Annotated in this window: 19 protein-coding genes; 9 read left to right on the top strand and 10 right to left on the bottom strand. The window is 62.5% G+C overall.

Going from position 1 to position 26,194, the window contains the following annotated elements; all coding sequences use genetic code 11:
• The first annotated feature begins 529 nt into the window (after window positions 1–529).
• Window positions 530–2,629 (top strand): catalase, encoded by a 2,100-nt coding sequence (locus A7Q26_RS15090; RefSeq protein WP_066861285.1) that lies wholly within the window; start codon window positions 530–532, stop codon window positions 2,627–2,629.
• Between the two features lie 85 nt (window positions 2,630–2,714).
• A complete protein-coding gene (locus A7Q26_RS26330) occupies window positions 2,715–3,074 on the top strand; it encodes an NAD(P)H-hydrate dehydratase (protein WP_084439152.1) in 360 nt (119 codons plus the stop codon).
• A gap of 102 nt (window positions 3,075–3,176) precedes the next feature.
• Here the strand turns inward: A7Q26_RS26330 and A7Q26_RS15085 are convergent, their stop codons facing one another.
• Complete coding sequence (locus tag A7Q26_RS15085; RefSeq protein ID WP_084439155.1) at window positions 3,177–4,676, bottom strand: glycoside hydrolase family 28 protein; 1,500 nt, start codon at window positions 4,674–4,676, stop codon at window positions 3,177–3,179.
• Window positions 4,677–4,811: 135 nt separating this feature from the next.
• Window positions 4,812–7,286: a glycoside hydrolase family 2 TIM barrel-domain containing protein gene (locus tag A7Q26_RS15080; protein ID WP_232313815.1), complete on the bottom strand. Its 2,475-nt coding sequence runs from the start codon at window positions 7,284–7,286 to the stop codon at window positions 4,812–4,814.
• 287 nt (window positions 7,287–7,573) lie between these two features.
• Between A7Q26_RS15080 and A7Q26_RS15075 the strand changes: the two genes are divergently transcribed.
• The 3 genes from A7Q26_RS15075 to A7Q26_RS15065 all read left to right on the top strand — a co-directional run bounded on the left by A7Q26_RS15075 (window position 7,574) and on the right by A7Q26_RS15065 (window position 11,921).
• A complete protein-coding gene (locus A7Q26_RS15075) occupies window positions 7,574–8,668 on the top strand; it encodes a glycosyltransferase family 4 protein (protein ID WP_066861277.1) in 1,095 nt (364 codons plus the stop codon).
• An 8-nt stretch (window positions 8,669–8,676) separates the two neighbouring features.
• On the top strand, window positions 8,677–10,893 hold the full coding sequence (locus tag A7Q26_RS15070) for an amylo-alpha-1,6-glucosidase (RefSeq protein WP_066861276.1): 2,217 nt from the start codon (window positions 8,677–8,679) through the stop codon (window positions 10,891–10,893).
• A gap of 227 nt (window positions 10,894–11,120) precedes the next feature.
• The gene (locus A7Q26_RS15065) at window positions 11,121–11,921 is read left to right on the top strand and encodes a DUF2189 domain-containing protein (protein WP_066861275.1); all 801 of its coding nucleotides are present in this window, start codon (window positions 11,121–11,123) and stop codon (window positions 11,919–11,921) included.
• Between the two features lie 26 nt (window positions 11,922–11,947).
• Here A7Q26_RS15065 and A7Q26_RS26175 read toward each other — a convergent pair whose 3' ends face one another.
• The 7 genes from A7Q26_RS26175 to A7Q26_RS15035 are packed head-to-tail and all read right to left on the bottom strand — an operon-like array spanning window position 11,948 to window position 16,998.
• Complete coding sequence (locus tag A7Q26_RS26175) at window positions 11,948–12,076, bottom strand: hypothetical protein (RefSeq protein WP_269747261.1); 129 nt, start codon at window positions 12,074–12,076, stop codon at window positions 11,948–11,950.
• Window positions 12,073–12,633 (bottom strand): c-type cytochrome, encoded by a 561-nt coding sequence (locus A7Q26_RS15060; RefSeq protein WP_232313814.1) that lies wholly within the window; start codon window positions 12,631–12,633, stop codon window positions 12,073–12,075. The genes A7Q26_RS26175 and A7Q26_RS15060 overlap by 4 nt, the downstream gene beginning before the upstream one ends.
• Window positions 12,634–12,636: 3 nt before the next feature.
• Window positions 12,637–13,017, bottom strand: a complete 381-nt coding sequence (locus A7Q26_RS15055) for a cytochrome C oxidase subunit IV family protein (protein ID WP_066861274.1) — start codon at window positions 13,015–13,017, stop codon at window positions 12,637–12,639.
• Between the two features lie 5 nt (window positions 13,018–13,022).
• Complete coding sequence (locus A7Q26_RS15050; protein WP_066861273.1) at window positions 13,023–13,718, bottom strand: heme-copper oxidase subunit III family protein; 696 nt, start codon at window positions 13,716–13,718, stop codon at window positions 13,023–13,025.
• Window positions 13,719–13,745: 27 nt separating this feature from the next.
• Complete coding sequence (locus A7Q26_RS15045) at window positions 13,746–14,354, bottom strand: cytochrome c oxidase subunit 3 (protein WP_066861271.1); 609 nt, start codon at window positions 14,352–14,354, stop codon at window positions 13,746–13,748.
• Window positions 14,351–16,069: a cytochrome c oxidase subunit I gene (locus tag A7Q26_RS15040; protein ID WP_066861269.1), complete on the bottom strand. Its 1,719-nt coding sequence runs from the start codon at window positions 16,067–16,069 to the stop codon at window positions 14,351–14,353. The genes A7Q26_RS15045 and A7Q26_RS15040 overlap by 4 nt, the downstream gene beginning before the upstream one ends.
• Window positions 16,069–16,998, bottom strand: coding sequence for a cytochrome c oxidase subunit II (locus tag A7Q26_RS15035; RefSeq protein ID WP_084439151.1), 930 nt, complete (start codon window positions 16,996–16,998; stop codon window positions 16,069–16,071). Before A7Q26_RS15035 ends, A7Q26_RS15040 begins: the two co-directional genes overlap by 1 nt.
• Before the next feature lie 523 nt (window positions 16,999–17,521).
• Between A7Q26_RS15035 and A7Q26_RS15030 the strand changes: the two genes are divergently transcribed.
• Window positions 17,522–18,169: a TetR family transcriptional regulator gene (locus A7Q26_RS15030; protein ID WP_066861268.1), complete on the top strand. Its 648-nt coding sequence runs from the start codon at window positions 17,522–17,524 to the stop codon at window positions 18,167–18,169.
• A complete protein-coding gene (locus A7Q26_RS15025; protein WP_066861258.1) occupies window positions 18,162–19,463 on the top strand; it encodes a nucleotide disphospho-sugar-binding domain-containing protein in 1,302 nt (433 codons plus the stop codon). Before A7Q26_RS15030 ends, A7Q26_RS15025 begins: the two co-directional genes overlap by 8 nt.
• A 442-nt stretch (window positions 19,464–19,905) precedes the next feature.
• Here A7Q26_RS15025 and A7Q26_RS15020 read toward each other — a convergent pair whose 3' ends face one another.
• On the bottom strand, window positions 19,906–22,695 hold the full coding sequence (locus A7Q26_RS15020) for a TonB-dependent receptor (protein WP_066861255.1): 2,790 nt from the start codon (window positions 22,693–22,695) through the stop codon (window positions 19,906–19,908).
• A 283-nt stretch (window positions 22,696–22,978) separates the two neighbouring features.
• Here A7Q26_RS15020 and A7Q26_RS15015 point away from each other — a divergent pair, with 283 nt between their 5' ends.
• Together A7Q26_RS15015 and A7Q26_RS15010 are read left to right on the top strand one after the other, a co-directional pair.
• Window positions 22,979–24,313 carry an MFS transporter gene (locus A7Q26_RS15015; protein WP_066861252.1) on the top strand — a complete coding sequence of 445 codons (1,335 nt, stop codon included), beginning with the start codon at window positions 22,979–22,981 and terminating at the stop codon, window positions 24,311–24,313.
• The gene (locus tag A7Q26_RS15010; RefSeq protein WP_066861249.1) at window positions 24,313–26,148 is read left to right on the top strand and encodes a hypothetical protein; all 1,836 of its coding nucleotides are present in this window, start codon (window positions 24,313–24,315) and stop codon (window positions 26,146–26,148) included. The genes A7Q26_RS15015 and A7Q26_RS15010 overlap by 1 nt, the downstream gene beginning before the upstream one ends.
• Window positions 26,149–26,194: the final 46 nt, after the last annotated feature.

The following is a 26,194-nucleotide window of genomic DNA, read 5'->3' as shown; positions in this document are numbered from 1 at the left end:
CCCGATCTTCCAGGTCGCCGACATCGGCCTGGTCGGCGATCTGTTCAAGATCGTGCCGGAGCTTACCGAGAAGCTGCTTCCGTGAAATAGCTTCCTTCGTGCTCCCCCGACAATCCCTCGCTTAGTGGCAAATGCGATCAGCCTTCAATCCACAGCCTCTAGGGGATTGATTGAGGCGGAGACGTCCGCCTCAGGGGTTTCGTGGCAGCGCAGCGTATGCCGCCAATGCCTAGTGCGTTGGATCTGAGATACGCCTCATTCGACCGGCTGGGCGCGGCGCGTATTTCAAATCCATAAACCACACTAGAATCGTATATTTCTAGTGACCCTGATGAAATCTGAAGTTCGTTTGGCGCCCACCCCCCGGTGTGACGAACTTCAAATTCGGGTCGCTAGATGCCCGTCTCGTCGTCGGGTCACATTCAAAGCCGCAGAGCTGGAGAATAAAGCTCGCGAAATCCGGAACCGGAGACCTGCCCAAGTCTTCCCCCTTGTGACGGCATGGCGATGCCAGGATGAGGAGCAGATCATGGCAGGGAAGAACGGGCTTGATGCGGGCCGGAAGTTTGGAACGGGCGGCGAAACACATCAACGTGCAGGACATGATGGCGTCGGCGAGGCCTGCCTGACGACCAATCAGGGCATTCCCGTCGCGGACAATCAGAACCAGCTCAAGGCCGGCGCGCGCGGTCCCGTGCTGTTGGAAGATTTCGTACTCCGCGAGAAGATTTTCCATTTCGATCATGAGCGGATTCCCGAGCGGATCGTTCATGCGCGCGGATCGGCGGCCCATGGCTTTTTCGAGGTCTATGAAAGCCTGTCCGATATCACGAAAGCCGACCTGTTTCAGAGACCTGGCGAAAAAATTCCCGTATTTACACGATTTTCGACCGTTGCAGGCGGGGCCGGCTCGGTCGACACCCCGCGCGACGTCCGCGGCTTCGCGGTCAAATTCTACACGCAGCAGGGAAATTGGGATCTGGTCGGCAACAATATCCCCGTCTTCTTCATTCAGGATGCGATCAAATTTCCCGACCTGATCCATTCCGTGAAAATGGAGGCGGATCGCGGCTATCCCCAGGCGGCGTCAGCGCATGACACCTTTTGGGACTTTGTCAGCCTGATGCCGGAATCGACCCACATGATCATGTGGGCCATGTCCGACCGCGCCATTCCGCGCTCGCTGCGCACGATACAGGGTTTTGGCATTCATACTTTCCGCTTCGTCAACGCGTCGGGCCAGTCGACCTTCGTCAAATTCCACTGGAAGCCCAAGCAGGGCCTCGCATCGACCCTTTGGGACGAGGCGGTAAAGATCGCCGGGGCCGATCCCGATTTCCAACGCCGCGATCTTTTTGAGGCGATCGCAGCGGGCGACTATCCGGAATGGGAACTGGGCATCCAGGCGTTCGACGAAGCCTTCGCAGACAGCCTGCCATATGACGTGCTGGACGCAACGAAGATCATTCCCGAAGAATTGCTGCCCGTCCGCCCGATCGGCCGGATGGTGCTGGACCGCAACCCCGACAATTTCTTCGCGGAGACCGAGCAGGTCGCCTATTGCCCGGCCAACATCGTGCCGGGCATCGATTTCACCAACGATCCTTTGCTGCAAGGACGATTGTTCAGCTATCTGGATACGCAACTGAAACGGCTGGGCTCGACCAACTTCCATCAACTGCCCATCAACGCCCCCAAATGTCCGTTCGCGAATTTCCAGCGCGATGGGCACATGCAAATGCTCACGCCCAAAGGCCGCGCCAATTATGAGCCCAACAGTCTGGCAGATGCGGCCGAGGAGGGCGGACCGCGTGAATGCCCCGCCACCGGCTTTTCCTCCTTCCCGGGCCGCGCCGCCGAAGACGAACAGGGCGAAAAGCTGCGCATCCGCCCGGAAAGCTTTGCCGACCATTATAGCCAGGCGAGAATGTTCTATCGTTCACTCGATCCGGCCGAGCAGGCGCATCTCGCCTCCGCGGTCATATTCGAACTGTCGAAGGTCAGCCTGGCACATGTGTGCACGCGCGTTCTCGCCAACCTCGTCAATGTCGATCCCGGACTGGCGAAGCGGATCGCCGATGGGCTTGCCTTGCCGCTACCCAAGGCTTCCCCCGCAGCAGCGCCGGTGCAGGATCTGGATCTGTCCCCGGCGCTACGCATTATCGGCGGACCGATGGAACTCGACACGTTGAAAGGCCGCAAGTTCGGCATCCTTATCGCCGACGGCAGCGATGCAGAGGAACTCCGCAAGCTCGTTACCGCCGTCACGAAGGGCGGTGGCACGCCCTTCATCGTCGCGCCCAAGGTCGGCGGAACCAAGCTTTCCGATGGAACTAGCCAAGTGGCAGACGGGCAATTGGCCGGTTCGCCCTCCGTCCTCTTCGACGCGGTCGCGGTGTTGCTGTCGGCCCAAGGCGCCGAGCAACTGCTGAAGGAGGGCGCGGCCGTCCAGTTCGTCATGGACGCCTTCGCCCATTTGAAGGCGATCGGTCACAGCGATGCGGCAAAGCCATTGCTGGACAAGGCGGGCGTGGAACCAGATGATGGCATCGTAACCGCCGCGAAATTCGCTGGCGCCGCCGGCAGACGCTATTGGGACCGCGAACCCAAGGTCCGCGCGCTTCCCTGAGCGATCATCGCGAAATACGGGTGAACAAGGCCTCGGAGGTTTGAAAGCAGGACGCAGGTCTCCAGCATGACGGGGAGAGGATGCGATGCCATCGATCCATTGGCCCCGCCAACTCATCAACTTGAGAAACGGGCAGAGCGCGGGCAACGTCGCACAGTTTGATGCGGTCGTGCTGCTAAAGGGCAAGACAAGCGTCATTGCCCAAAGCAAACATGCCTGTCTGCATCACGATGGGCGATGCGTCAGTCTCGCAACAGGTGGATCGGGCGATGCCCTGGCGGGAATCGTAGGCGGCCTCGCAGCGCGCGGCGTGAACCCTCGCGAGGCCGCAGCATGGGGAACCTGGGTACATGGACAGGCCGGGCACCGGCTGGAACGGGATACGGGCGGCGTGGGCTTTCTACCCGGGGCCCATGGTGCTTGGTCGCGCCAGTCAATGTCGTAGAGTTACTATGCGGGACTGGTGCTCCATCGATCGAGCAGCCCAGGGTATGATCTGTGGCGGTTCGTCTTCACCTTCTGGGAGCCAGGATGCCGCGTCTCCCCATTATCGACAAACAGCCCATTTGTCGCAACGGATGCTGTCCGCGCCAGGCAGGCTGCGCAAATATTCCTGCGTCCAGCGCGTCCCGCCCACGATCACATTGTCCAGCGCCAAAGGTTCCACATCGACGGTGACCGACGGCAGAGCCTCCCGCCCGACCCTGACATTGACCAGCCGCAGATCGCGGATCGGGGCTTGCGGAATTCCCCGCACGATCAGTACCCGCTCGGTCGATCGGACCGTGCACTCCTCAGCCGACACACGGGCGACTTGAGGAACATGTCCACCCCCCTCGCCTTCTTCGTAGAGCATCCAGATCTGAACGAAGGCCTTGTCTACCATGCCCGCGTGGATGCGGCGCAGATGGATATCCTCGATCAGGCCGCCGCGATAACTGTTCGACTTGATGATCAGCACGCGGGTCAGGTTCGGGCTATCCATCCGGCAGTCGTGGACGAATACGTTGCGTACGCCGCCGGTCAATTCGCTGCCAATGGCGACGCCGGCATGGCCGTCCTTCATCAGGCAGTTCCGGATGACGATATTCTCGCACGGCTTCGCGAGACGGCGCCCGTCGGCGTTGCGTGCGGCCTTGATGGCGATGCAGTCGTCCCCGGTGTCGAACACACAATGCTCGATCAGCACGCCATTGCAGGATTCCGGATCGATGCCGTCGTTGTTGGGGCCGTGGCTTGAGCAGGTGACGCTGCGGAACGTCACGTCGGTACAGTCGACGGGATGAACCTGCCAGAAGGGCGCGGCCTCCACGGTGATGCCCTCCATCAGCACGCGGCGGCATCGGTAGGGCTGGAAAAGGGCGGGGCGAAGGCGACTGCCTTCGCCGAACACGCGCTGCGCTACAGGGACGCCGCGCTCGGCCATGTCAAACAGGCGCGCGCGATCGGCGGCCTGCCGCTCCTTCTCCGGCGTGTCCCTGTAACGGTCGGCCCAGGGGCCTTTCCAAGGCCACCAATGATGGTCGTCTGCCGATCCATCGATCACGCCGCCACCGGTGACGGCGACGTCCTCCTCCTCGAAGGCATAGATGAGCGGCTGGTAGCCCATCAATTCCACCCCCTCCCAGCGGGTGTGGACAGGCGGCAGGTAGCGGGCCGGTTCGGGGATGAACTTCAGCCGCGCGCCTTTGGGGATATGCAACGCCATGCGCGAGCCCAGGCGCACCGGGCCAGTCAGCGTCACGCCCCGCGACAAGACGATCCGGCCGCCTCCCGCATCTGCGCAAGCCGCAATGGCGCGGGCGATCGCCGCGCTGTTGTCCGTCTTTCCGTCGGCAAGACCGCCAAAGGATTTGAGCTGGAATGTACGGCGTGGAATGCGTGGAGGCGCAATGCCATCCGCAATCGCCCTGGCCTTCACCCAGAATGCGTCATCCTGCGTCGCCGCAAACGCAGGGCGCATCCGGGCAGCCACCCCCGCGGCGAGAACGCCGAGCATGATGCGGCGGCGCGAACGGCTGGTCAGGGACAAGGGTTCGATATCCATGACATGCCCTTCCATCAACACGAGATTGCCCACCCGCTCGAACCAATGCCGACGCGCACGGCGGGGTCACTGACAGTTCCGGCAGCGCTGACTGCTTCCACGCCGGGTTTGTCCGCAGCGATTGGCCCCATGCGTCTATTTCTCTGAACGTAATTCGACGGCGCCCGATTTCAGGCCTGCCGCTGTAGCCGTGACCGTGAAGCGACCGGCGCCGGCCCCTCGAACAAGTGCGACGGCAACTCCGTCCAGCACGGCGCGCTCGTGCGACGGAAAGGGTGTATGATCGACCGACGATGCATTGTCGGTCGCGATGAGTGATCCAGCACCCCTGACGGCGAAGTGCAGCCGGTGGGTGGCGGATGGCACCGTCACGCCCTTGGCGTCGACCACCCGCGCGCGGACATAGGTCATGTCATCGAAGTTAGAGCCCACAAGAGACTGGTCTGCCCGCAAATCGATGCGAACCGGCTTCCCTGCTGTCCGAAGATTGTCCGAAACATCCACGACGCCAGCATCCCTGCACACGGCGCGCACTTCTCCGGGAACGTAGCGCACGCTCCAGCGACGGGGCGACGCATCCTGATTGATCGGCAGCGTGCCGAGAGAGCGACCGTTCAGAAGCGCCTCGACCTGCCGGCAATTGCTGTACACCTCAATCGTTTCGTCGTGGGGACCAGGATCGTCCGGCGTCCAGTCGTCGAACAGCGCGACCTTGGGTTTTGGCGTCGCGACGGCGATCATGGTCGGCAGGACCGGCTGGTTCGGGCCACCCGCGCCGTCGGTCGCCGGGCCAGCCGCCGCCGGATCGGCATTGCGAATGACGTGTACCACCGGCCGCTCCGACCACCAGCTTTCGCGTTCCATGCCGCTGATCTTCTGGCGACCCGTGCGGTCGAGAAGACCCGATGGACTCTGGATGTTGGGCCAGCCGGATCGGTTCGCCTCGCCCAGATAATCGACCCCCGTCCACAGGAACATGCCGGAGAAGGGCGCATAATCGCGCACCGGCACCCAGTTGCTGCGATTATGCGCGTTTTCGGTGCCGACGATACTGCGCTTCGGATTCTGTCGGCTGGCCGCGATCAGTTCATTCTCCCGATAATTTTGGCCGACCACGTCCAGCATGTCGGCCAGACCATTGTCATAATCCTTGGTCACGTTCGGTCGGAACAGCGCCATCGTCACCGGACGGGAGGGATCGGCGGCATGAACGATGTCGAGGATGCTGCGCAGCGCCGCCTTGGCCTGCACCGGATAGGCCGTATCGTGGATTTCATTGCCCGCGCTCCACAGCATGATGCTGGGATGGTTGCGATCGCGGCGTACCATGTCGAGCGTATCGCGCTTGTGCCAGTCGCCGAAAAACAGATGATAATCCTCCGGTGTCTTGGCGACGTTCCACTGGTCGAACAGCTCGTCCATCACGATCAACCCGAGTTCGTCGGTCAGGTCGAGAAATTCCGGGCTGGGCACATTGTGCGCGGTGCGGATCGCGTTGACGCCCTGCCCCTTCAGTGCGGTCAGCCGCTGTCGCCAGACTGCGAGGGGAACAGCAGCGCCCACGGCACCCCCGTCATGATGGAGCGCAACCCCTTTCAGCTTGAAATTGCGGCCATTGAGCCAGAAGCCGGTTGCGGGATCGAACCGGGCTTCACGAACACCGAAACGGACATCTTCATTGTCGAGGACGGTGCCGTCGGCGCCAAGCACACGGATGGCGGCACGGTAGAGCGCCGGATCACCTATGTCCCAGCGCCGGGGATTTGCCAGAGCGGCTTCAGCGGGCACGGCCACAGTGCGGCCTGCAGCGACGCTCATGACCGGAGTGATCGTGCGGGCGACTTCGCGTCCGTCCGGGCCGGTCACTACCAGTTCGACCGTCACGCCCGTCGCATCGGCGGCGGCATTATGGATGTCCGTCGAGACTGCGATGGTCGCCTGACTTTCGGTGATCATCGTCGCCCGGACATAGGCGCCACCCTGCGGAATATGAACGTCGCTGGTCTCGATAAGGCGAACATGACGATAGATGCCCGAGCCGGTATACCATCGCGATGACGGCGCGGCCGAAGTGTCGGCTCGCACAGCGATGATATTCGGCCCGTCGGTACGCAAGTGGCGCGTGATGTCGTAGCGCTGGCCGATATAGCCCATCGGACGATAGCCGACATGGCGTCCGTTTACCCAGACGCCGCTGCGCTCCATGATCCCGTCAAATTCGATGAAATATCGCCGCCCCGGCTGCGGCGTCTGGGTCAATCTCTTGCGGTACCAGGCGACCCCGCTCGGCAGGAATCCATTTTCGCCCGCAGCCTTCGCATCCCGATCGAAAGGCCCGGCGATGGCCCAATCATGTGGAAGGGACACGACCTGCCATGCAGCATCGTCGAGATCGAGCGTTTCCGCCCCCTCCGGATCACCCTGGAAAAAGTGCCAGCCATCTGGCAATTGCGTCACCACGCGAGGGGCAGCCTGGGCAGAGCAGATCGCCGCCAGGCTTGTGGTCAGCGCGCCCAGGATCGCCATATGGGCCGCAAATGCGCGTGACGGAACGCGGAACGGCCCAGCCAAATCAGATACCCAGCGGATCATGCTGCGCCTGTTACGCATCCGGCTCTCCTCTCCTCCCGACGTCGAACGGTTCCCCGTGCGAATCCGATGTCAGGCTAATGCATGGCCCACTATTTGCAATAGCGTTTCAATATGCGGCTCATGCCAATGCGATCGACGGTGCCGTGCAAGCGCGCGAGAAAAGGCCTTCTTCCGGCATCCGCTCCTGCTTTGCGACGAAGCACTGCGGTGTCATGCAACCAGCGGGCATCCTGAAGGCTTATAGCGATGCAGCCTGCCGCGGGTCGGGGAACGGAAGGCGCCACTCGTTCGAGAGGAATGCCTGCATGAAGATCGCGCAAATCGCCCCCTTGGCCGAAAGCGTGCCGCCCAAATTCTACGGCGGGACCGAGCGTATCGTTTCCTATCTGACCGAAGAACTTGTGCGCCAGGGGCATGACGTGACCCTGTTCGCCAGTGGTGATTCGCAGACCAGCGCCGAACTGGTTCCCATTACCGATATGGCGCTCCGTCTCAATCCGGCGGTAACCGACACGATCCCCTATCATATGATGATGCTGGAGCAGGTCCGCCGTCGCGCCGACGAGTTCGATGCCCTGCATTTCCATATCGACATGCTGCACCTGCCCATGGTCCAGGACTTTATCGGGCGCACCGTCACGACCCTCCACGGCCGGCTCGACCTGCCCGACCTGCCGCCCTTCTACCGCGTGTTTCCCGACCACAGTCTGGTGTCGATTTCCGACCATCAGCGCCTGCCCATGCCACCGGTCAACTGGGGCGGGACGATCTATCATGGCCTGCCGTCCGATCTGCTGCCGCCGCGCCTGGGCGCTGGCGAGGATTATCTGGCATTCCTGGGCCGCATATCGCCTGAGAAGCGACCCGATCGCGCGATCCGCATCGCCGCGCGCTCCGGCATGACGCTCAAGATCGCGGCCAAGATCGACGCTGTCGACCGTGGCTACTGGGAGAGCGAGATCGCGCCATTGGTCGATCACTACCCCAATGTGGAGTTCATCGGGGAAATCAATGAGCAGCAGAAGGCGCATTTCCTCGGCCAGGCGAGCGCGCTGCTCTTCCCGATCGATTGGCCCGAGCCTTTCGGCCTGGTGATGATCGAGGCGATGGCCTGTGCGACGCCGGTCATCGCCTTCCGCTGCGGCTCTGTGCCGGAGGTGATCGAGCACGGCGTGTCGGGCTACATCGTCGGGAGCGAGGACGAAGCCGTCGCGGCCGTGGCGGCCCTGCCCCGTCTTGACCGCGCGGGGGTGCGCGGCGCGTTCGACGCACGCTTCACGGCAGCGCGTATGGCGGCCGACTATGTCGCGCTCTATCGTACCCTGCCCGGCGCGCGGACGGATGCCGCGCGGTTGCGCCGCCAGCGCGGCGAGGACGCCGAATTGCAGATCGTGGCATAGGAGACTCCATGACGCTGATCCAGCCTGAGCCAGATGTGCCCGGCATTGCAGGAGGGCAGGCGCTCTCGCAGGCACAGACCCAGTTCTTCATTCCCGCGACCTCGTCGCTGCACGAACGTCGGCCGCGTACATTGAAGCATGGCGACAGTTTCGCGGTGTTCGACCATAGCGGCGACGCCATTTCCGGCCCCGGCAGTCCGGAAGGGCTTTACCATCGCGATACCAGGCATCTGTCGCATCTCTATCTGACCGTCAATGGCGTGCGGCCGATCCTGCTGAGTTCCGCGTTGCGTGACGACAATGCGATGCTGACCTGCGACCTCGCCAATCCCGACTTTTTCGGCGACGATGGCCGGGTCGCGGTGGAACATGACCTGATCCATCTGCGCCGCACCCGCTTCATCTGGAAGGATGCATTGTACGAGCGGATCACCATCCGCAATTTCGACACCGAAACCCGTCAGATCAGCATCGAACTCGGCTTTGCGGCCGACTTTGCCGATCTCTTCGAAATTCGCGGCATGACCCGATTGCGTCGCGGGACGATACGCGACGCCCAGGTGGGGTCCGCGGACGTCCTCCTCGGCTATATGGGGCGGGACGATCGCGAACGGCGGACGCACCTCCATTTCGATCCGATGCCCGACGAACTGACCGAAAATCATGCACGGTTCGATGTGACCGTGCCGCCGGGCCAGCGCTGTGCCCTGTTCACCCGCATCTGCTGTGATCGTGCGGAAGGCGGCAGCGCCCTGCCCAAGCAATTCCTCAAGTCACTGCGCGAAGCCATGCAGACGCTCCGGCAAGCACGGAACCGGGGCGCGACGATTCATTCGTCCAACGATCTGTTCAACGAAGTCGCACGCCGATCGGTCGCCGATATTTCGATGCTCTCGACAGACACTGAATTTGGTCCCTATCCCTATGCGGGCATCCCCTGGTTCAGCACGGTGTTCGGCCGCGACGCCATCATCACCGCGCTCGAAACCCTGTGGATGGATCCGGCGATCAGCCGCGGCGTCCTCGGCTATCTTGCGGCCCACCAGGCCACCCGCTTCGATCCGGCGGCCGATGCGGAGCCGGGCAAGATCCTGCACGAGGTACGGCAGGGCGAGATGGCCGAACTGGGCGAAGTGCCTTTCCGCCATTATTATGGCAGCATCGATTCAACCCCTTTGTTCGTGATGCTCGCCGGCGCCTATCTGGAACGGACCGGAGACGCAGCTTTCCTGACAAATATTCTCCCGAATATCGAAGCAGCGCTCGCCTGGATCGATACCCATGGCGATCGTGATGGGGACGGATTCGTCGAATATGGTCGCCTGACCGACCAGGGCTTGCAGAATCAGGGCTGGAAGGACAGCCATGACTCGATCTTCCATGCCGATGGCGCCATTGCTCGCGGCCCGATCGCCCTCGCCGAGGTGCAGGCCTATGTCTACGGCGCCTGGAAGGCGGCCGAGCAGTTGTTCGGCATGATCGACGATCCTTCGCGGGCGGCCGATTATCGGGACCGGGCCGCACGGCTGCGCGACCGTTTCGACGCCGCTTTCTTCGACGCCGCGCTGGGCACCTATATTCTCGCGCTGGACGGCGACAAGCGCCCCTGCCGCGTGCGCTCCTCCAATGCCGGGCATGTCCTCTATACCGGACTGGCGCGCGAAGATCGGGCGGAGGCCGTGGTCCGCACGCTGATGGCCCCCGCCTCCTTTTCCGGCTGGGGCGTCCGCACCATCGCATCGACCGAGAAACGCTACAATCCGATGAGCTACCATAATGGCTCGATCTGGCCCCACGACAACGCGCTGATCGCGGGCGGCTTTTCGCGCTACGGTTATCAGCGGGAAGCCGCGCAGATATTCGAGGGCTTGTTCGCGGCGGCCACCTATGTCGACATGATGCGCCTGCCGGAACTATTCTGCGGCTTTCCGCGCCGCCGCTCCCAAGGCCCGACCTTCTATCCCGTGGCGTGCAGCCCGCAGGCCTGGTCCGCTGCCGCCCCGCTGGCGCTGATCCAGTCCAGCCTCGGCCTGCGGTTCGATGTCGCCGCCGAACAGATCAGTTTTCAGCAACCGGCGCTGCCATATTTCATCCAGAGCCTGTCCATCGGCGGTCTGGCTATCTGCGCTGCGAAAGTCGACATCCTGTTCGACCGCGTCGGCGATCAGGTGGTGGTCAAGCGGGCGGCTCGAAATGGAACCGCCAGGATCGTGACCGTTACCTGATCCATCCGGCAGAGGGTCGCCGGACTTTCAACCCGTCCCGGCAGAGAATGATGACGCTTGTCTGCCAAGCAGGGATGGGTGTAGTGTGCTTCGATAGGCCATGAGGCGTTTCCTCATGCCGAGACGATGTTCAAGCAGACCCGAAACGGGCTGCGTCGGCACCAGTCCCGACAGAGGGCAGGAGAAGCCAGCGTCTGACATGGCGGCACGTCATGAGGAGAGCCACCATGGCCATAACTCATCCAGGGGGTCTAGCGCCTCCCCATGAGGATTATGAAATTCGCAGGATCGGTCTGAAGGATCTGCGCATCGCCCTGCGCCAGGGCTGGGAAGATTTCCTGGCCAAACGTGGCGATCTGCTTTTCATCGGTTTCATCTATCCCCTCGTCATAGTGTTCGCGATCCTGCTGGCCAGTCAGATGCCGGTGCTGCCGTTGCTGTTTCCGCTTCTGGCCGGATCGGTCCTGTTCGGCCCGGCCTTTGCCAGCGGCTTCTACGAACTGGCGCGGCGGCGTGAACAGGGGCTGGATTCCCGTTGGCGCCATTTCCTGGACGTCGTGCGCGGACCGGCCTTTCCGGCGCTGTTCGACCTGACCAGCGTGACCGCCATGCTCTTCCTTGGTTGGATGACGGCTGCCTGGTTCATCTATTATTCGACTGTCGGCCAGCTCGGGCCTGACGTGATCGCATCGCCGAGCGCCTTCCTGCAGGCCGTATTCGGCACCGCCCAAGGCTGGCAAATGATCATCATCGGCAATCTCGTGGGGCTGGGCTTTGCCATCGTGACGCTGGCGGTGAGCGTCGTGTCCTTCCCCATGATCATCGACAAGAGGGTCAATTGGGGTGTCGCGCTGCGTACATCATTCCGCGTGGCGTGGAACAACCCTGTGACGGTCGCGGCATGGGGCCTTACCGTGGTGACGCTCCTCGTCCTGGGCGCACTGCCCGGACTCGTCGGGCTGGCCGTGGTACTGCCGGTGCTGGGCTACGCCACCTGGCACCTCTATACCCGGGCAGTCGTTCGCTGAACCATTCCGCCCGGTGGGCACCATCCTCACCGGGCGGCCCCGCTCCGCGCCGCCGGCTTCGGTTCGGGCGGCGGGGGCGCGCCATGTCCCAGGGTGGCGAGATATTTGATCAGCGCCGCGCGATCCTCGGCGCGACGCAGGCCGGCAAAGTTCATCTTCGTTCCCGGCACGTCGCGCGCGGGCGATGCAAGAAAATCGAACAGACTCTCATAGCTCCAACTGCCGCCTGTTCCTTCATTGCGGGCGAGTAGGCAAAGCCGGCATGGGTCGCGACCGGCCGGCCTACCACGCCCCATAAATTGGGACCGATGCGATTGGGGCCGCCCTGTTTCAGGTCATGGCAGCTGAGGCATAATTGCGCCTTGGCCCTGCCCACATCCGCATTCGCGTTGGCGAGCAGAGTGCCAAGGTCCGCTTGCGCGGCAATCCCTGCGCCGTCAACGCCGACGGCCGGCATCGGCGCCTTGCCCAGCATGTCCCGTCGATAGGCGATCAGCCGATCGCCCTCGCCCGGAGCCTGCAGGCTGGCGGGCCAGTCCCGCTGCACCGACGCCATGTCGACACGCGGCGGCATCGCATCGGCGGGCGCATAAGCGAGCTTGCCCACCCCATCCTCCGGGTACAGCTGCCCGGCAAACCAGTCGAGGCTCCATAGCGCTCCTGCCGCTCCGGCAACGCATAACCCTGTCGCCAGCCACTGCATCCGGTTCATGGTTCAGCCTCCCCCGCCCATGAAGATCGCGCGGGTCCAGTAGGCATAGTCCGCTTCGATCAGCATGATGCGTACCAGCACGAGCAGCACGAGCGGCGGCAGCAATATCGCATAGGTCAGCGACAGCCGCTCCCAGGCCAGATGCATGAAGATCGACAGGATCAATCCCGCCTTCAACAGCATGAACAGGATGATCAGCGTCCATCGCACAATGCCCTGCACATGCATATAGTCGACCAGATAGGACAGGGTGCTGAGCACGAACAGATAGCCCCAGACCTTGAGATAAAGGCCAATGGGGTGCTGTTGCCCATGGTCCGCAGCCGGCGGGTGCTGGCCGTCTGGAACGATCTGCGTTTGCGGGACAGGTCTGTCATACTGCATGGCGATCACCAGAGATAGAAGAAGGCGAAGATGAAGACCCAGACGAGGTCGACGAAATGCCAGTAGAGGCCGGCGATCTCGACCGCGCTATAGTCGCCCGATCGGTCATAATGACCTCGCGCCACCTTCGAGGCGATGATCGCCAGAAGGATGACGCCGCAACTGACATGCAGGCCGTGGAAACCGGTAATCATGAAGAAGGTGGCCCCGAATTGCGGAGCGCCCATCGGATTGCTCCAGGGGCGCACCCCTTCCTCGACGATCAGCTTGGTCCATTCGAAGGCCTGCATCGCGACGAAGCTTGCCCCGAACAGGGCCGTAAGCAGCATCAGTATCGCGGTTTTTCGCCGGTCGCGGCGATAGCCATAGTTGACCGCCATCGCCATGGTGCCGCTGGAACTGATGAGCACGAAGGTCATGATCGCGATCAGGATCAGCGGGATTTTCTGCCCGCCAATCACGAGCGCGAACACTTCCGCCGTATTGGGCCAGGGCAGCACGGCGGACGAGCGGATCGTCATATAGCCGGTGAGGAAGCAGGAGAAGATGAAGGTATCGGACAGCAGGAAAATCCACATCATCGCCTTGCCCCAATGCGTATGGCGAAAGACTTCCTGGTCCGAAGACCAGTCGGCCGCGATCTCGCGCAGGGTCGGGGTTATGACCTCCCGATCTCTTCTGTCCGGCACCGTGTGAGACATTGCGATACTGTCCCCTACTGAGAGATTTCATGTCGATACGAGCAATCCGGCAAGCAGAAGCCAGATGACCAGAAGAAAATGCCAATAGACCGCACACAGGCGGATATGGCGCAGGTTGCCGCCGATCAGCACCCGCCCGGCAGCAACCAGACCACCGATGATGTGGCAACCGTGAAGCGCGGTCAGCAAATAGAAGAAGGCATTGGCCGGATTGGCGGACAGATCATAGCCCGCCGCCTGATAATGGCGCCAGAGCAGCCATTGCCCAACGAGAAAGCAAAGACCCAGTGCGGCGCCGGCGACCGACGCTCCTATTGCCTGGCCGTGCCTGCCGCGCGCCGCCATGCGCCGACTGATCTCCCAGGCAAAGCTGCTGACAAGGAGGACCGCGCTGTTGATCCACAACAGCGGCGGATCAGGCATCGGCGCCCAATCCCCGCCATCATGGCCCATGGCGGTATGAAGCCCCATTCGCATGAGATAAGCCGCCGTCAGCAGCGAGAACATCACCATGGCGACAGCAAAATAGACAGTCAAACCGACTGCGACTGCCGACGGACGATCGATCTGACTGTCTATTTCGCTGTCGCTCGCCGCGTCCCAGCTTTTTTCGGCAAGGCGCGCCAGGATGGTCATGCGCGCGGCTCCGTCTGGGGGATGAAGTCGCGCTGCGCGCCCGGTACGCTATAGTCGTAGGCCCAGCGATGGACGACCGGCAGTGTCGCGCCCCAATTACCATGGGCGGGCGGCGTTTGCGGAGTCTGCCATTCCAGACTCGCCGCGCCCCAGGGGTTGGGATCGGCTTTCGGCCCCCGGAAAAGGCTCCAGATCATGTTGAAGAAGAACAGTCCCTGCGCCGCGAACACGATCAGCGCGGCGATGCTGATCCATTCATTGGCGAGGTGGACCGACTGCGGGATGAAGGCGGTGTCGCCCAGCGCATAATAGCGGCGCGGCACGCCCAATATGCCCAGATAATGCATCGGCAGGAAAATCGCATAGACGCCGAGGAAAGTGATCCAGAAATGGAGCTTGCCCAGCGTCTCGTTCCACATCCGCCCGAAAATCTTGGGATACCAGTGATAGATGGCGCCGAAGATCACCAGCACCGGCGAAACCCCCATCACCATGTGGAAATGGGCGACGACGAAGAAGGTGTCGGACAGCGGCACGTCGACGCTGACATTGCCCAGGAACAGGCCCGACAGCCCGCCATGGATGAAGGTGAAGATGAAGGCGATGGCAAACAGCATCGGCACGCGCAGATGAATGTCGCCGCGCCATAGCGTCAACAGCCAGTTATAGACCTTGATCGCGGTCGGGACGGCGATGATCAGCGTGGACGTGGCGAAGAAGAACCCGAAATAGGGGTTCATGCCCGACACATACATATGATGCGCCCAGACGACGAAGCTCAATGCGCCGATGATGACGATCGCCCAGACCATCATGCGATAGCCGAAGATGTTGCGCCGCGCATGGACGCTGATGAGGTCCGACACGATGCCGAAGGCGGGCAGGGCGACGATATAGACTTCGGGATGGCCGAAGAACCAGAAGAGATGCTGGAACAGCAGCGGGCTGCCCCCTTCGGTCGGCGTGATGCGACCCATGGACTGCATCGTCGGCATGAAGAAGCTGGTGCCGGCGAAATGATCGAACAGCATCATGATGGCCGCGACGAACAGCGCCGGAAAGGCCAGTAGTCCCATGACCGAGGCGGTGAAGATGCCCCAGACCGACAGCGGCATCCGCATCAGCGTCATGCCCTTCGTCCGCGCCTGTAGCACCGTCGTCACATAGTTGAGGCCGCCCATGGTGAATGCCGCGACGAAAATGGCGAGGCTGACCAGCATCGTGGCAATGCCCCACTGATGGCCCGGCGTGCCTTCGGTGATGGCCTGCGGCGGATAGAGCGTCCAGCCCGCGCCGGTCGGCCCGCCCGGGACGAAGAAGCCGGCCACCAGCACGATCACCGACAGCAGGTAGAGCCAGTAGCTCAGCATGTTGACGAAGGGGAACACCATGTCCCGCGCACCGATCATCAGCGGGATCAGATAATTGCCGAAGCCGCCAAGCAGCAACGCGGTCAGCAGATATACGACCATGATCATGCCGTGCATCGACACGAATTGCAGATAATTGTCCGGCTGAATCCACGAGAAGGTCCCCGGAAAGCCGAGTTGCAGCCGCATCAGCGCGGACAGGACCAGCGCCACAAGCCCGATCGCGATCGCCGTTACGCTATACTGGATGGCGATGACCTTATGGTCCTGGCTCCAGACATAGCGGGTGATCCAGCTGTGGGGATGATGCAGCGGACGCAGGTCGTCAGCCAGGGTGGTAGCCATTAGCGGGCACTCCGGCTGATCGTGTCTGTCCTGATTTTCCAGCTGGCGGACGAACTCAGCCGCTCTGGGAGCAATGGACTGGGGACGGAGCAGGCATTGGCCGCGACCAGCATGGCGGAGCGCGCAGCCGGCGGCGCATCCGCCAATATCTGCTGGAAGCTCACCTGCTGCGCCCGCCATTTCGCGAAGGTCGCCGGCGTTTCGACGATCACCTTGCCGCGCATCTCGTGATGGCCGGTGCCGCATAGTTCGGCGCACAGGATATCGAACGTCCCGGCCTTCGTCGGCGTCATCCAGAAATAGGTGACGATGCCGGGCACCAGGTCCATTTTCGCCCGGAATTCAGGCACGTAGAAATCGTGCAGCACGTCCTTCGACCGCAATATGATCTTCACCGGCTGCCCTGCCGGCAGATGCAGGTCGCCGGCCTCGACCAGCAGATCGTCCCGCCCGAAAGGATCGAGCGGATCGAGGCCCAGCACATTGTCGGGCGTTACATATTTGACCGCGGCGGCGCCCAGCACGCCATCGGATCCGGGATAGCGGAATGACCATTGCCATTGCTGGCCGACCGCCTCGACGATGGCTGCGTCCTGTGGAACGGAGACATATTTGCCCCAGGCGGCCAGCCCCGGCGCAAGCAGGCCGGCAACTCCGATCGCCGTCCAGACCGTCAATCGTTTCTCCAGCTTGCTGTTTTCCGGCTCATAATGGGCGCGATGGCCCGCCCGATGCCGATAGCGGACCAGCGTCCAGGCCATGAAAAGATTGAGCAGAACGAAAGCCGCGGCACAAATCCACAAGGTCACGTCGAGAGCGGAATCGATAGAGTGCCAGTTGGATGCGATGGGCGTGCGCCACCAGGGACTGAACAGATGGAAGGCGACTGATCCGAACACCAGCACGGCGATGGCAACCGCAATGGGCACAGCCTCTCTCCCGTCGAAGGTGAGCGCCTCGCAACCATTTTCACCGGCCCTTCGAGTCGCTCCCGAAATACCGTGCAAAATAACCTAAAGAAAAATGTCGCTTTAGGAAAGTGTCGAACACCCATCTCTGGCCGCACGAAGAGCGCGCCGGTCCCGTCCAGCCAAATGTCTCCAACTGGAATTCCATAGTCACGGCGCGATTGCCACCTGAACAAGATAGGCATTTTTCCTCGGAAGGTCCGATGCCATGAAATATAGATGCGATGTTATCCCTCATCTATAATTCTCCATGCCTGACGTGAGACGCACGGTTCAAATAGAGTGTGGGGCCGGCGCCCCGTTCCGGGCCGCCGTAATCCTCTGGAAACGGTCGAACAGGGATAGGACGCACCTCTTCGCCAAGGCCGGGCGAAGCCATATGCCATGACGATCCGGATGCCTATCGCGTGACCCGGCATTTTTCATGTTAGTCAAATAAACATGGAATTTGCGGAGCCTGAGATTTCATGTTATGTCACATAACATGAAAGACGAATCCCCCCCTCGCCGCTATCGCCAGACAGCCCGCGCGGCTGCGGCGGCCGAGACCGCCGAACGCGTCCTCGATGCGTTCATGGCGCGCATGGAATGCTGCTGGTTCGACGAAATTCGCCTGGAAGACGTCGCGTCCGACGCGGGCGTTACGGTGCAGACCGTGATTAGGCGCTTTGGTGGCAAGGAGGGCCTGCTGGAAGCGGGCCAGAAGGCCATGGAGGCCAGCATCAACACGGCCCGCGCGGTCCCGGCCGGGAACGTTGCCAGGGCGCTCGACGCCATCATCATCGAATATGAGACGATGGGCAAACTGGTGATCCGCCTGCTGGCGCAGGAAGAACGCTATGCGCCCATCAAGGCGACGACCGATTTGGGCCGCGCAAACCACCGCGCGTGGGTCTACTCGGTCTTTGCGCCCTGGCTTGAGGCGATGCTGCCCGAACAACGCCTGCGCGCGCATGACGCTCTGGTGATCGCGCTCGACATCTATGTCTGGAAGCTCCTGCGCATCGACATGCAGCGCAGCACCGCCGATCTTCGCGACATGATGCTCAATCTGTGCGCGGGCGCGCTGGCTGTCGCCCCTGATATGTTCGAACCCGAAACCGCCGTTTCCCCGGAGCCGATCCATGTTTGATTCCGACAGAAAGCTGAATCTGCTCATCACGACCTGGGAAGGCGGCGGCTCGGTCGGACCGATGCTGACCCTTGCGCGCAAACTTCGCGATGCCGGACATGCCGTGCGTGTGATGTCCGATGCCTGCAATCGGCTGGAAACAGAGGCGACAGGCGTGCGCTTCATCCCCTGGACCCGCGCACCCAGCCGCGCGGACCGCAGCCGCGACAGCGAACTGATCCGCGACTGGGCGGCCGCCAGCCCGGCAGAGGGTTTCGCCCAGGCGATCGAGCAGGTCTTCGCCGGTCCCGCCTACGCCTATGCCGAGGACGTCATCGAGGAACTGAGCCACGAGGCAGCCGATCTCGTCGTCACCAACGACTTTCTCTTCGGAGTAATGGCCGGATGTGAATCGATAGGCCAACCGGTCGTGGCGATGGCGTGCAACATCAACCTGTTCCCGGTGGACGACTCACCGGTGACGGGGCCTGGACAAAGCGAGGCGCTCTCACCCGAGGAAGCCGCGCAGGAGGCCATGATGGTCGAAGGGTTTCGCGCAGTGTTCGACACGGGCCTTCCTGCGCTCAACACCGCGCGGGCGCTGTTGCACCTGAAACCGCTCGACCGGCTGCTCGATCAACTCGCCTGCGTCCGGACCACGTTGGTCTCCGTCAGCAAATATTTCGACATGGTGCGCGAACCGGTGCCATCGGGCTATCGCTATGTCGGGCCGCAAATAGACGATGCCGCCTGGACCGATGCGTGGGACGATGGATCGAGCCGATCCGCGTGCCCGGGCGCATGGCCGCTCGTGCTGGTGTCGTTCAGCACGACCTTTCAGAACCATGTCGCTGTGCTTCAGAGGGTGATTGACGGACTGTCACCGCTGCCGGTGCGCGTGGTGGTCACGCTGGGCCCAACCATCGCCCCGGAAGAACTGTCCCCGGCGTCCAACACGCGCCTCGTCAGGAGTGCGCCCCACGGGCCGCTGATGCGCGAGGCCGCGCTCCTCATTACCCATGGGGGTCATGGCACGCTGGCCCGCGCCATGGTCAACCGGTTGCCGATGCTCGTGCTTCCCCACGGCCGGGACCAGGACGGGAATGCGGCCAGGATTGTGGCTCATGGCGCGGGCTTGATGTTGCCGCCCACCGCCCCAGCGATGGAAATCGGCGACGCCACAGTTCGGATCATCGGCGACCCAACATTTGCCACCGCAGCGAAGGTGCTTGGCGACCATGTCGCTCGCGAGACCGAACAGTCCGATATTGTTCAGCAGATCGAGCAGCTTTGCCGCTGCCGGGCCTTCGCCTGACATGCGGGAAGGACAATCCGACGCTGGACAGCGATGTGGCGTCGAATCCATGCGCGGAGCAGCCTGCCGCCAGATATAGACCGTCGATCGTGCCGGTAACGGGGATGGCAGGCACGACATAGGGCGTACAATCAACGCAGGCCCAGATATGGTTGATCTCCAGCCCGGCAAGCGGCGGGACGGTGCCGCGCTCATTGTGCATGCGGCATCCACCAGCCGTCGGCTCGGACTGTCGGCCAAAGGGGGGGGGCTGCGACTCCCGGCCTGAGATAACGGGTTGCGGGGGGTTTCGGGGATGCGCGGGCGGTCTGCGCCCCACCCCGCATATCGGTTTCGAAGCCGAACTCGCGCGTTGCCCGCGCAATGTCGATCCCGCACAAAAAACGCCAGTTGTCCGGAGAGGACAACTGGCAAGAGGGGGCGCTACAGGGGAGGAATGGAGTTAGAAACTGTAGCGAACCCCGAAATTAAACTGTCGGCCGCTGTGAGTAAGGACATTGAGGCGGTTGGTTTCATCCACAAACTGATCGTTGCTTTCATCGGTCAGGTTGATCGCCTCGATGCTGAGCTTCAGCCTTTTGGTAAGATTATAGCTGGCCTGCGCATCGACGTTCAGCGTACTGTTAGTGCCGTTATAGGCATTACCCTCCGTACCGGGCACGGCCGTCAGATATTTGGACCGATAGGCGACAGAGCCACGGACCTGGAATTTCTCCGTTTCGAAATAGAGGGTGGCGTTGGCCGCTTTCTTCGACAGGCCCACGAGCGGCGCGGTAACCGACGTACCGCCGCTGGCCGAGGTCAGATATTCGATATTGGACTTCACATAGGTGTAGTTGGCGAGCACGCCGAAATGCGACAGGAAGCCCGGCAGGAAGCTGAAGGGCTGCTGGATGTTGATCTCGAAGCCCTTGAGGATGCCGCCGTCGGAATTGACCGGCTGACTGACGATGAAGATGTCGCCGGGCGAGGCCGTGGTGCCGGTCAGAAGCGAGTCCGGCAGGCCAAGGCTGCTGTAGGGCACGCCGACGCTCAGCGTCTGGGCAAAGCTTCCGATATCCTTGCGAAAGGCGGAGATCGCATAGATGGCGCCCTGCATCGGATACCATTCGATCGAGGCGTCCAGATTCTTGGATGAGGTGGGCTTGAGGTCCGGATTGCCCGAACTGAAGGTGCGGTTGCCGCCCGACACGTTGAGATTGCCGCCCGGCGTGAGCGACGCGATGCCGGCGCGAGCCAGCGTCTTGGCGGCGGCGAAGCGTACCTGGAGATCGTCGGTGATGTTGCCGACCAGATTGAGCGATGGCAGCCAGCGATTATAGCTGCGATCGGCCGTGACGAGGTTGATCGCCGTCCCCTGGCTGGCATAGCCGGTGGAAAACTGGTCGGTCTTGACGTAGCGCAGGCCGATATCGCCGCGGATCGGCACGCCGGCCATGTCCTGGAGGTTGAACTGCGCCATCCCCCAGACGCCGGTGTCTTCCTCCGTCACGGTAATATAGGAACCGCGCGCTGTGGCATTTTCGATGCCACCAGTGGCGTAGAGCGGGTTGGCATAGATGCCGCCCTGGCTGATGAAGGCATTGAGATCAGGCACGATCCAGGCCGTGGGCGTGCCGGACGGCACGTTCAGCCCCTTGCCGAAGCCCGAGAAGAGGGTGGTCATGCCAGCCAGTTGGGCCTGGGTCAGCGGCGCGACCACGGTTTCGCCTGACAGGCGACGGCGCTCGGTCGAACCATATTCGAACTTGCGCCAGTCGAGTCCCGCCTTCAGCGTCACCCCGTCGATAGCTTCCCATTCGGCCTGGCCCTTTGCGGTGGTGAAGGCGTTGCTGACCGTTTGCGGGCGGATGCGCACTTCCGACGTGCCGTTGATGAAGCTCCAGGTTGCCGGATTGGCGACGTCGACACCGGGCTGGATATTCGGGAAACGGGTCGAGAAATCATATTGAAAATTGCCGGTGTTGATGGCGTCGATCGTCACCGTGGTCTGGATCGGGTTGGAAAACTCCGAGCTGGCATAGCCTGCCATTGCGAAGACCTTGAGACGGTCCGTGAACTGGTGATCGACCGATCCCGTGACCTGATAGAATTCGGTCTTGAGCACGTCGTAGCGCGACTGGGACCGCAGGTCGACATTGTCGAACCGACCGCTGATGATGTTGTTGTCGTCATCCACCACGCCATCGCGGATGATTGTCTGCGGCTTTCCGCTGCCGGAGCGGCTGAAGCTGATCGCCTGAAGCTGCGCTTCCTTGCGCGTTCCGTCGAGCCGCGAATAGAGGCCATCCAGCGAGATCAGCGTGCGATCGGTCGGCTTGAACTGCACAGAGCCGGCAGCGCCCAGACGCTGCTGGGAAATGTCATAGCTGACGAGACCGGGAATGCGCGGATGAAACAGCGCAGTATCCGGATTGTTGTCGTTGATCTGCGCCAGACTATAGCCCGGAAGCGTCGAGGCCGCGTTGAAGCCGCCATTGAAGCCGCCATAGGTCCAGCGGGTGATATTGGCCCCCTCTTCCTTGATCTTGCGCTCTTCATAAGCGACCGACAGCAGAATGCCGAAGCGGCCATCGTCGGTCTGGGTCGCTACCAGGCCGGAGAGGCGCGGCGTCGTCTTTTCGCTGAGGTCATTATAGCTGGCCGCCGCCGACAGGGCCACCGTGGGCTTGCGATAATCGAGTGGGCGCGAGGTTTGCAGGTCGACCGTGCCGCCCAGCGAGCCTTCCTCCACGTCGGCCGTTGCCGTCTTGCGGACCGACAGGTTGGAAAAGAGGTCGGACGAGAAGATGTTGAAGTCGAAACCGCGACCCCGGTTCACCCCACCCGAATTATCGGTGCCGCCGGTCGTGCCGATCGCTTCCATGCCATTGATGCGGACGCGGGTATATTCGGCGCCCAGGCCACGGACAGAGATGTTGCGTCCCTCGCCATTGACGCGGCTGATCGCGACGCCGGGAATGCGCTGGAGCGATTCCGCCAGGTTCAGGTCGGGGAACTCCGCAATATCCTCCGCCTTGATGGCATCGACCGTCGCGGTTTCGTTGCGCTTTACGGCAAGCGCGCTGTTGAGGCTCGCGCGAAAGCCGGTGACGACGATATCCGCCACCTCGCCCCCGGTCTGCTGGGGCGGCGCAGCCTGCTCCTGCGCATTGGCATGGGACGCCAAGGCAATGGTCGCGATCACGCTCGACAGGTTCAGCATGGATTTCAGTCGGTAAGCGCCGTTCATGGCCTGCTCTCTCCCCTAATCATCATTGCCCGGCCTTAGGAACCGGATCGGTCACATCTCGATAGACTGGGCAAGGATGCGAAAGCCAACCTCAATCCGGCATGAATCGATGCATGGCTTGCACAGATAGCGAAAGGACACCGGTATCCTCTGCCAGATTATGCCAAGAACTGGCTGGATCATGCCGCATTTGGACTTGGACCCGCAGCGGCTGTCGGGCTAGCTTGGATATCCCATCTATTACCGCCCCGACAGACGGGCGGCGCCACCAGGAGAGCGCTTCTTGCCCGACGCAGCCGCCATTTCCGTTCCCGCACGCCCAACCTATGTGCGGCACAGGATCATCGCGCTGATCTTCCTGATCACATCGATCAACTATGCCGATCGGGCGACTTTTTCCATCGCGGGCAATGCGGCGAGCGGCGAACTGGGCCTGTCACCGGTACAGACGGGCTTCATCCTGTCCGCCTTCGCATGGGCCTATGTGCTGGCGCAGATACCGGGCGGGGCGCTGCTGGACCGGTTCGGAACCAAGAAAATCTATGCCGCCGCCATCGCCATCTGGTCGATCTTCACCGCCATGCAGGGGTTGGTGGGCCTGATTGCGGGATTGCCGGTGGTCGCGACGTTGTTCGCGCTCCGATTTCTGGTGGGCGCGGCGGAGGCGCCCTCCTTTCCGGGCAACGCGCGGCTGGTGGCAGCGTGGTTCCCCGGCGCCGAGCGGGGCACGGCGTCAGCCATTTTCAACAGCGCGCAATATTTCTCCCTCGTGGCATTCGCACCCCTGATGGGCTGGCTGGTGCATGAGTTCGGCTGGCGCTCGGTATTCTGGGTCATGGGGACTCTGGGACTGGTGGCGACGGCAATGTTTCTGCGCTTCATCCACAGCCCGGCGCGGCATCCTTCGATAAACAGGGCGGAGTTGGCGCATATCGAGGCGGGCGGCGGCCTTATCAACATGGAGGAAGCCGGTGTGGGCGCTGCTCGGACGCCGACCTTCACCTGGGCCAATGTACGACAATTATTGGCGAACCGGATGATGCTCGGCATTTATGTGGGCCAATATTGCATCAATGTACTCACCTATTTCTTCGTCACCTGGTTTCCAATCTATCTGGTGAAGGAGCGCGGACTGAACATCATGGAGGCCGGCTTCGCCGCCGCCGCGCCGGCCCTTTGCGGCTTTGCGGGCGGGTTGATCGGCGGCTATTGCTCGGACCTGATCCTCAAGCGCACCGGTTCGCTCGACCTCGCGCGCAAGGGGCCGCTGGTTGTCGGCATGACGCTCGCGACGATGATCATCGGCTGCGTCTGGGTCGATGCGGAATGGCTGGTGATCACGCTGATGGCGGTCGCTTTCTTCGGCAAGGGCATCGCCTCCCTCGGCTGGGCGGTCATGGCGGACGTGGCGCCCAAGCAGCTGGCCGGCCTGTCCGGCGGCGTGTTCAATATGTTCGGCAATGTGGCAGGGATCGTTACGCCGATTGTCGTCGGCTATATCGTGGCGGCGACGGGGTCGTTCGATCTGGCGCTGGTCTTCGTGGGCGCGCATTGCCTGCTCACCATTTTCGCCTTCACCGTCATCGTCGGGCCTATCCGCCGGCTGGAACTGGCCTGATGCGCGTCGACAGACGGAGCTTTCTGGCCCGAACCATGGGCACCGCAGCAACGCTCGCCCTTCCCGCGCAGGCGCGGCCCGCCAAGGCAAGGCTGGTGGCGGACAAGCCGATGGCGGCGCCGCCCTGGGCAACGATGCAGCGGCAGTTGATCGACGCCAACGCGGCGGCCTGCGAGGCATTCTATGCCGCCTATGTCGACCGCCGGGATCATCTCAAGGTGTTCGAGCGCTGGGGAGCAAATGACGGTCCCGACGACGCGGCGGAAGCGACCAACGACTGGTTCCTGCTCCACGCGCTGGGCGGGAGCGACCGCATCAGGACGCTGGCCGGCCGCTTCTGGGAAGGCCACCTGCGGCAGTTCACCGCTGCCCGCACGACCCACGTGCCGATCGCCCGGCAGGGCATGTATTATCGCGAATTTCCCGTGCAGATGGACTGGCAACACAATGCCGAAGGGTTGACCAGCTTCAACGTCATGGGGCTGTCCACGCCCCGCGATGCAAGGCTGCTGGCACGGACGAAGCGCTATGCCGACTTCTACACCGGCCACGATCCACAGGCGCGCAATTACGATCCGCGCCTCAGGATGATGCGTAGCCTGCTCAACGGCAGCCGGGGACCGATGCTGCGGCAGGCGACGCCGCTCGATTGGGCCGGTGATCCCTTCGATCCTCGCCCTTTCCACATGGAGCATGGTGAGCAGACCTATCAGCAGACCCTCGACCATTATGCCGAATATGGCGACGTGATCGGCGACAATCCGCTGAACCTGCAAGCGACGACGCTCGGCCTCAACGCATATGCCCTGGGCGGTGGAGAGGCATATCGCCATTGGGCGCTCGATTATCTTGCCGCCTGGGCCGAGCGCGCGGCGCGCAATGGCGGGTTGTTGCCGAGCTTCGTGCGGCCCGATGGTACGGTGGGCGAGGATTGGTGGAAGGGGGTTTACGGCTGGGGCTTTTCCCCGGTCGTGCCGATGACCGGCATGCGGGAGGATCGCAACCGCGTGCCCCGGTCGATCACCGCCTTCATGGGCGGGGTGGTGATGAGCGGCGATCTCGGCTTCATCGACCTCTGGCGACGGCAGACGGAGCGGATCAATGAAGCCGCGCGACTGGTGGATGGCGTGCGGAGTGCGCCGTCCATGTATGGGGCGCAGGGCTGGTATGGCTGGAAGCCAGGGCGCTACCGCACCAACGGGTTCGAAATCTGGTATATGTCGCAAAAGGCCCAAGATCTGGAGCTCGCCGGCGACGACGCCTGGATCTCTTTCCTGCAGGGGCGCAATGCGGACTATCCGGAGCAAGCCCTGGCCGCCGATCTGAAGCGGGTCGCGGATCGCGTCGCCACGCGGGAAAAGGACGACACCACGCCGGAAAACAGGCTGGCGGACTGGCCGATCGACATCAATCCAGCGAGCGTCCGAAGCCTGGTGCAGTTGATGACCGGCGGCCTGCATATTGCGCGCCCGCCCTGGTCGAAAAGCTCACCGCCGCAAGGGGGCGTACCGTTACACTGCCGGTTACGCTATTTCGATCCGGTGGCCCGCCGGGCAGGAATTCCGCCGGATGTCGCCGCTCTGGTCCATCGGCTGGCGGATAGCGAAACCGAAGTGACGTTGGTCAATCTGGGACCGCAGGCGCGCACGCTGACCGTACAGGGCGGTGCCTATGCCGAGCATCGGATCGATGCAGTCACCATGAACGGGCAAAGCATGGCGATCGGCAGGCGGGATTTCACGCTCCGGCTGGAGCCGGGCTGTGGGATAAGGCTGGTGTTGGCGATGACACGCTTTGCCAACCGACCGGCGCTGGCCTTCCCCTGGGATCGATGAAAGGGCCGATCCCGACCCGATCGAACGGCCGGGAAGATGGAAAGGT

This window comes from Sphingobium sp. TCM1, from assembly GCF_001650725.1.
Classification (GTDB): domain Bacteria; phylum Pseudomonadota; class Alphaproteobacteria; order Sphingomonadales; family Sphingomonadaceae; genus Sphingobium.
Note: the sequence above shows the minus strand (reverse complement) of the source record. Positions and strands in the feature narration are given on the sequence as shown.

Bases quoted from the DNA above. Each gene is read 5' to 3' on its own strand.
- A7Q26_RS15090 (WP_066861285.1), top strand. From the start codon at position 530: ATGGCAGGGAAGAACGGGCTTGATGCGGGCCGGAAGTTTGGAACGGGC.
- A7Q26_RS15085 (WP_084439155.1), bottom strand. From the start codon at position 4,676: ATGGATATCGAACCCTTGTCCCTGACCAGCCGTTCGCGCCGCCGCATC.
- A7Q26_RS15020 (WP_066861255.1), bottom strand. From the start codon at position 22,695: ATGAACGGCGCTTACCGACTGAAATCCATGCTGAACCTGTCGAGCGTG.
- A7Q26_RS15030 (WP_066861268.1), top strand. From the start codon at position 17,522: ATGAAAGACGAATCCCCCCCTCGCCGCTATCGCCAGACAGCCCGCGCG.
- A7Q26_RS15065 (WP_066861275.1), top strand. From the start codon at position 11,121: ATGGCCATAACTCATCCAGGGGGTCTAGCGCCTCCCCATGAGGATTAT.
- A7Q26_RS26175 (WP_269747261.1), bottom strand. From the start codon at position 12,076: ATGAACTTTGCCGGCCTGCGTCGCGCCGAGGATCGCGCGGCGCTGATC.
- A7Q26_RS15075 (WP_066861277.1), top strand. From the start codon at position 7,574: ATGAAGATCGCGCAAATCGCCCCCTTGGCCGAAAGCGTGCCGCCCAAA.
- A7Q26_RS26330 (WP_084439152.1), top strand. From the start codon at position 2,715: ATGCCATCGATCCATTGGCCCCGCCAACTCATCAACTTGAGAAACGGG.
- A7Q26_RS15050 (WP_066861273.1), bottom strand. From the start codon at position 13,718: ATGTCTCACACGGTGCCGGACAGAAGAGATCGGGAGGTCATAACCCCG.
- A7Q26_RS15055 (WP_066861274.1), bottom strand. From the start codon at position 13,017: ATGCAGTATGACAGACCTGTCCCGCAAACGCAGATCGTTCCAGACGGC.
- A7Q26_RS15045 (WP_066861271.1), bottom strand. From the start codon at position 14,354: ATGACCATCCTGGCGCGCCTTGCCGAAAAAAGCTGGGACGCGGCGAGC.
- A7Q26_RS15010 (WP_066861249.1), top strand. From the start codon at position 24,313: ATGCGCGTCGACAGACGGAGCTTTCTGGCCCGAACCATGGGCACCGCA.
- A7Q26_RS15060 (WP_232313814.1), bottom strand. From the start codon at position 12,633: ATGAACCGGATGCAGTGGCTGGCGACAGGGTTATGCGTTGCCGGAGCG.
- A7Q26_RS15080 (WP_232313815.1), bottom strand. From the start codon at position 7,286: ATGCGTAACAGGCGCAGCATGATCCGCTGGGTATCTGATTTGGCTGGG.
- A7Q26_RS15025 (WP_066861258.1), top strand. From the start codon at position 18,162: ATGTTTGATTCCGACAGAAAGCTGAATCTGCTCATCACGACCTGGGAA.
- A7Q26_RS15040 (WP_066861269.1), bottom strand. From the start codon at position 16,069: ATGGCTACCACCCTGGCTGACGACCTGCGTCCGCTGCATCATCCCCAC.
- A7Q26_RS15070 (WP_066861276.1), top strand. From the start codon at position 8,677: ATGACGCTGATCCAGCCTGAGCCAGATGTGCCCGGCATTGCAGGAGGG.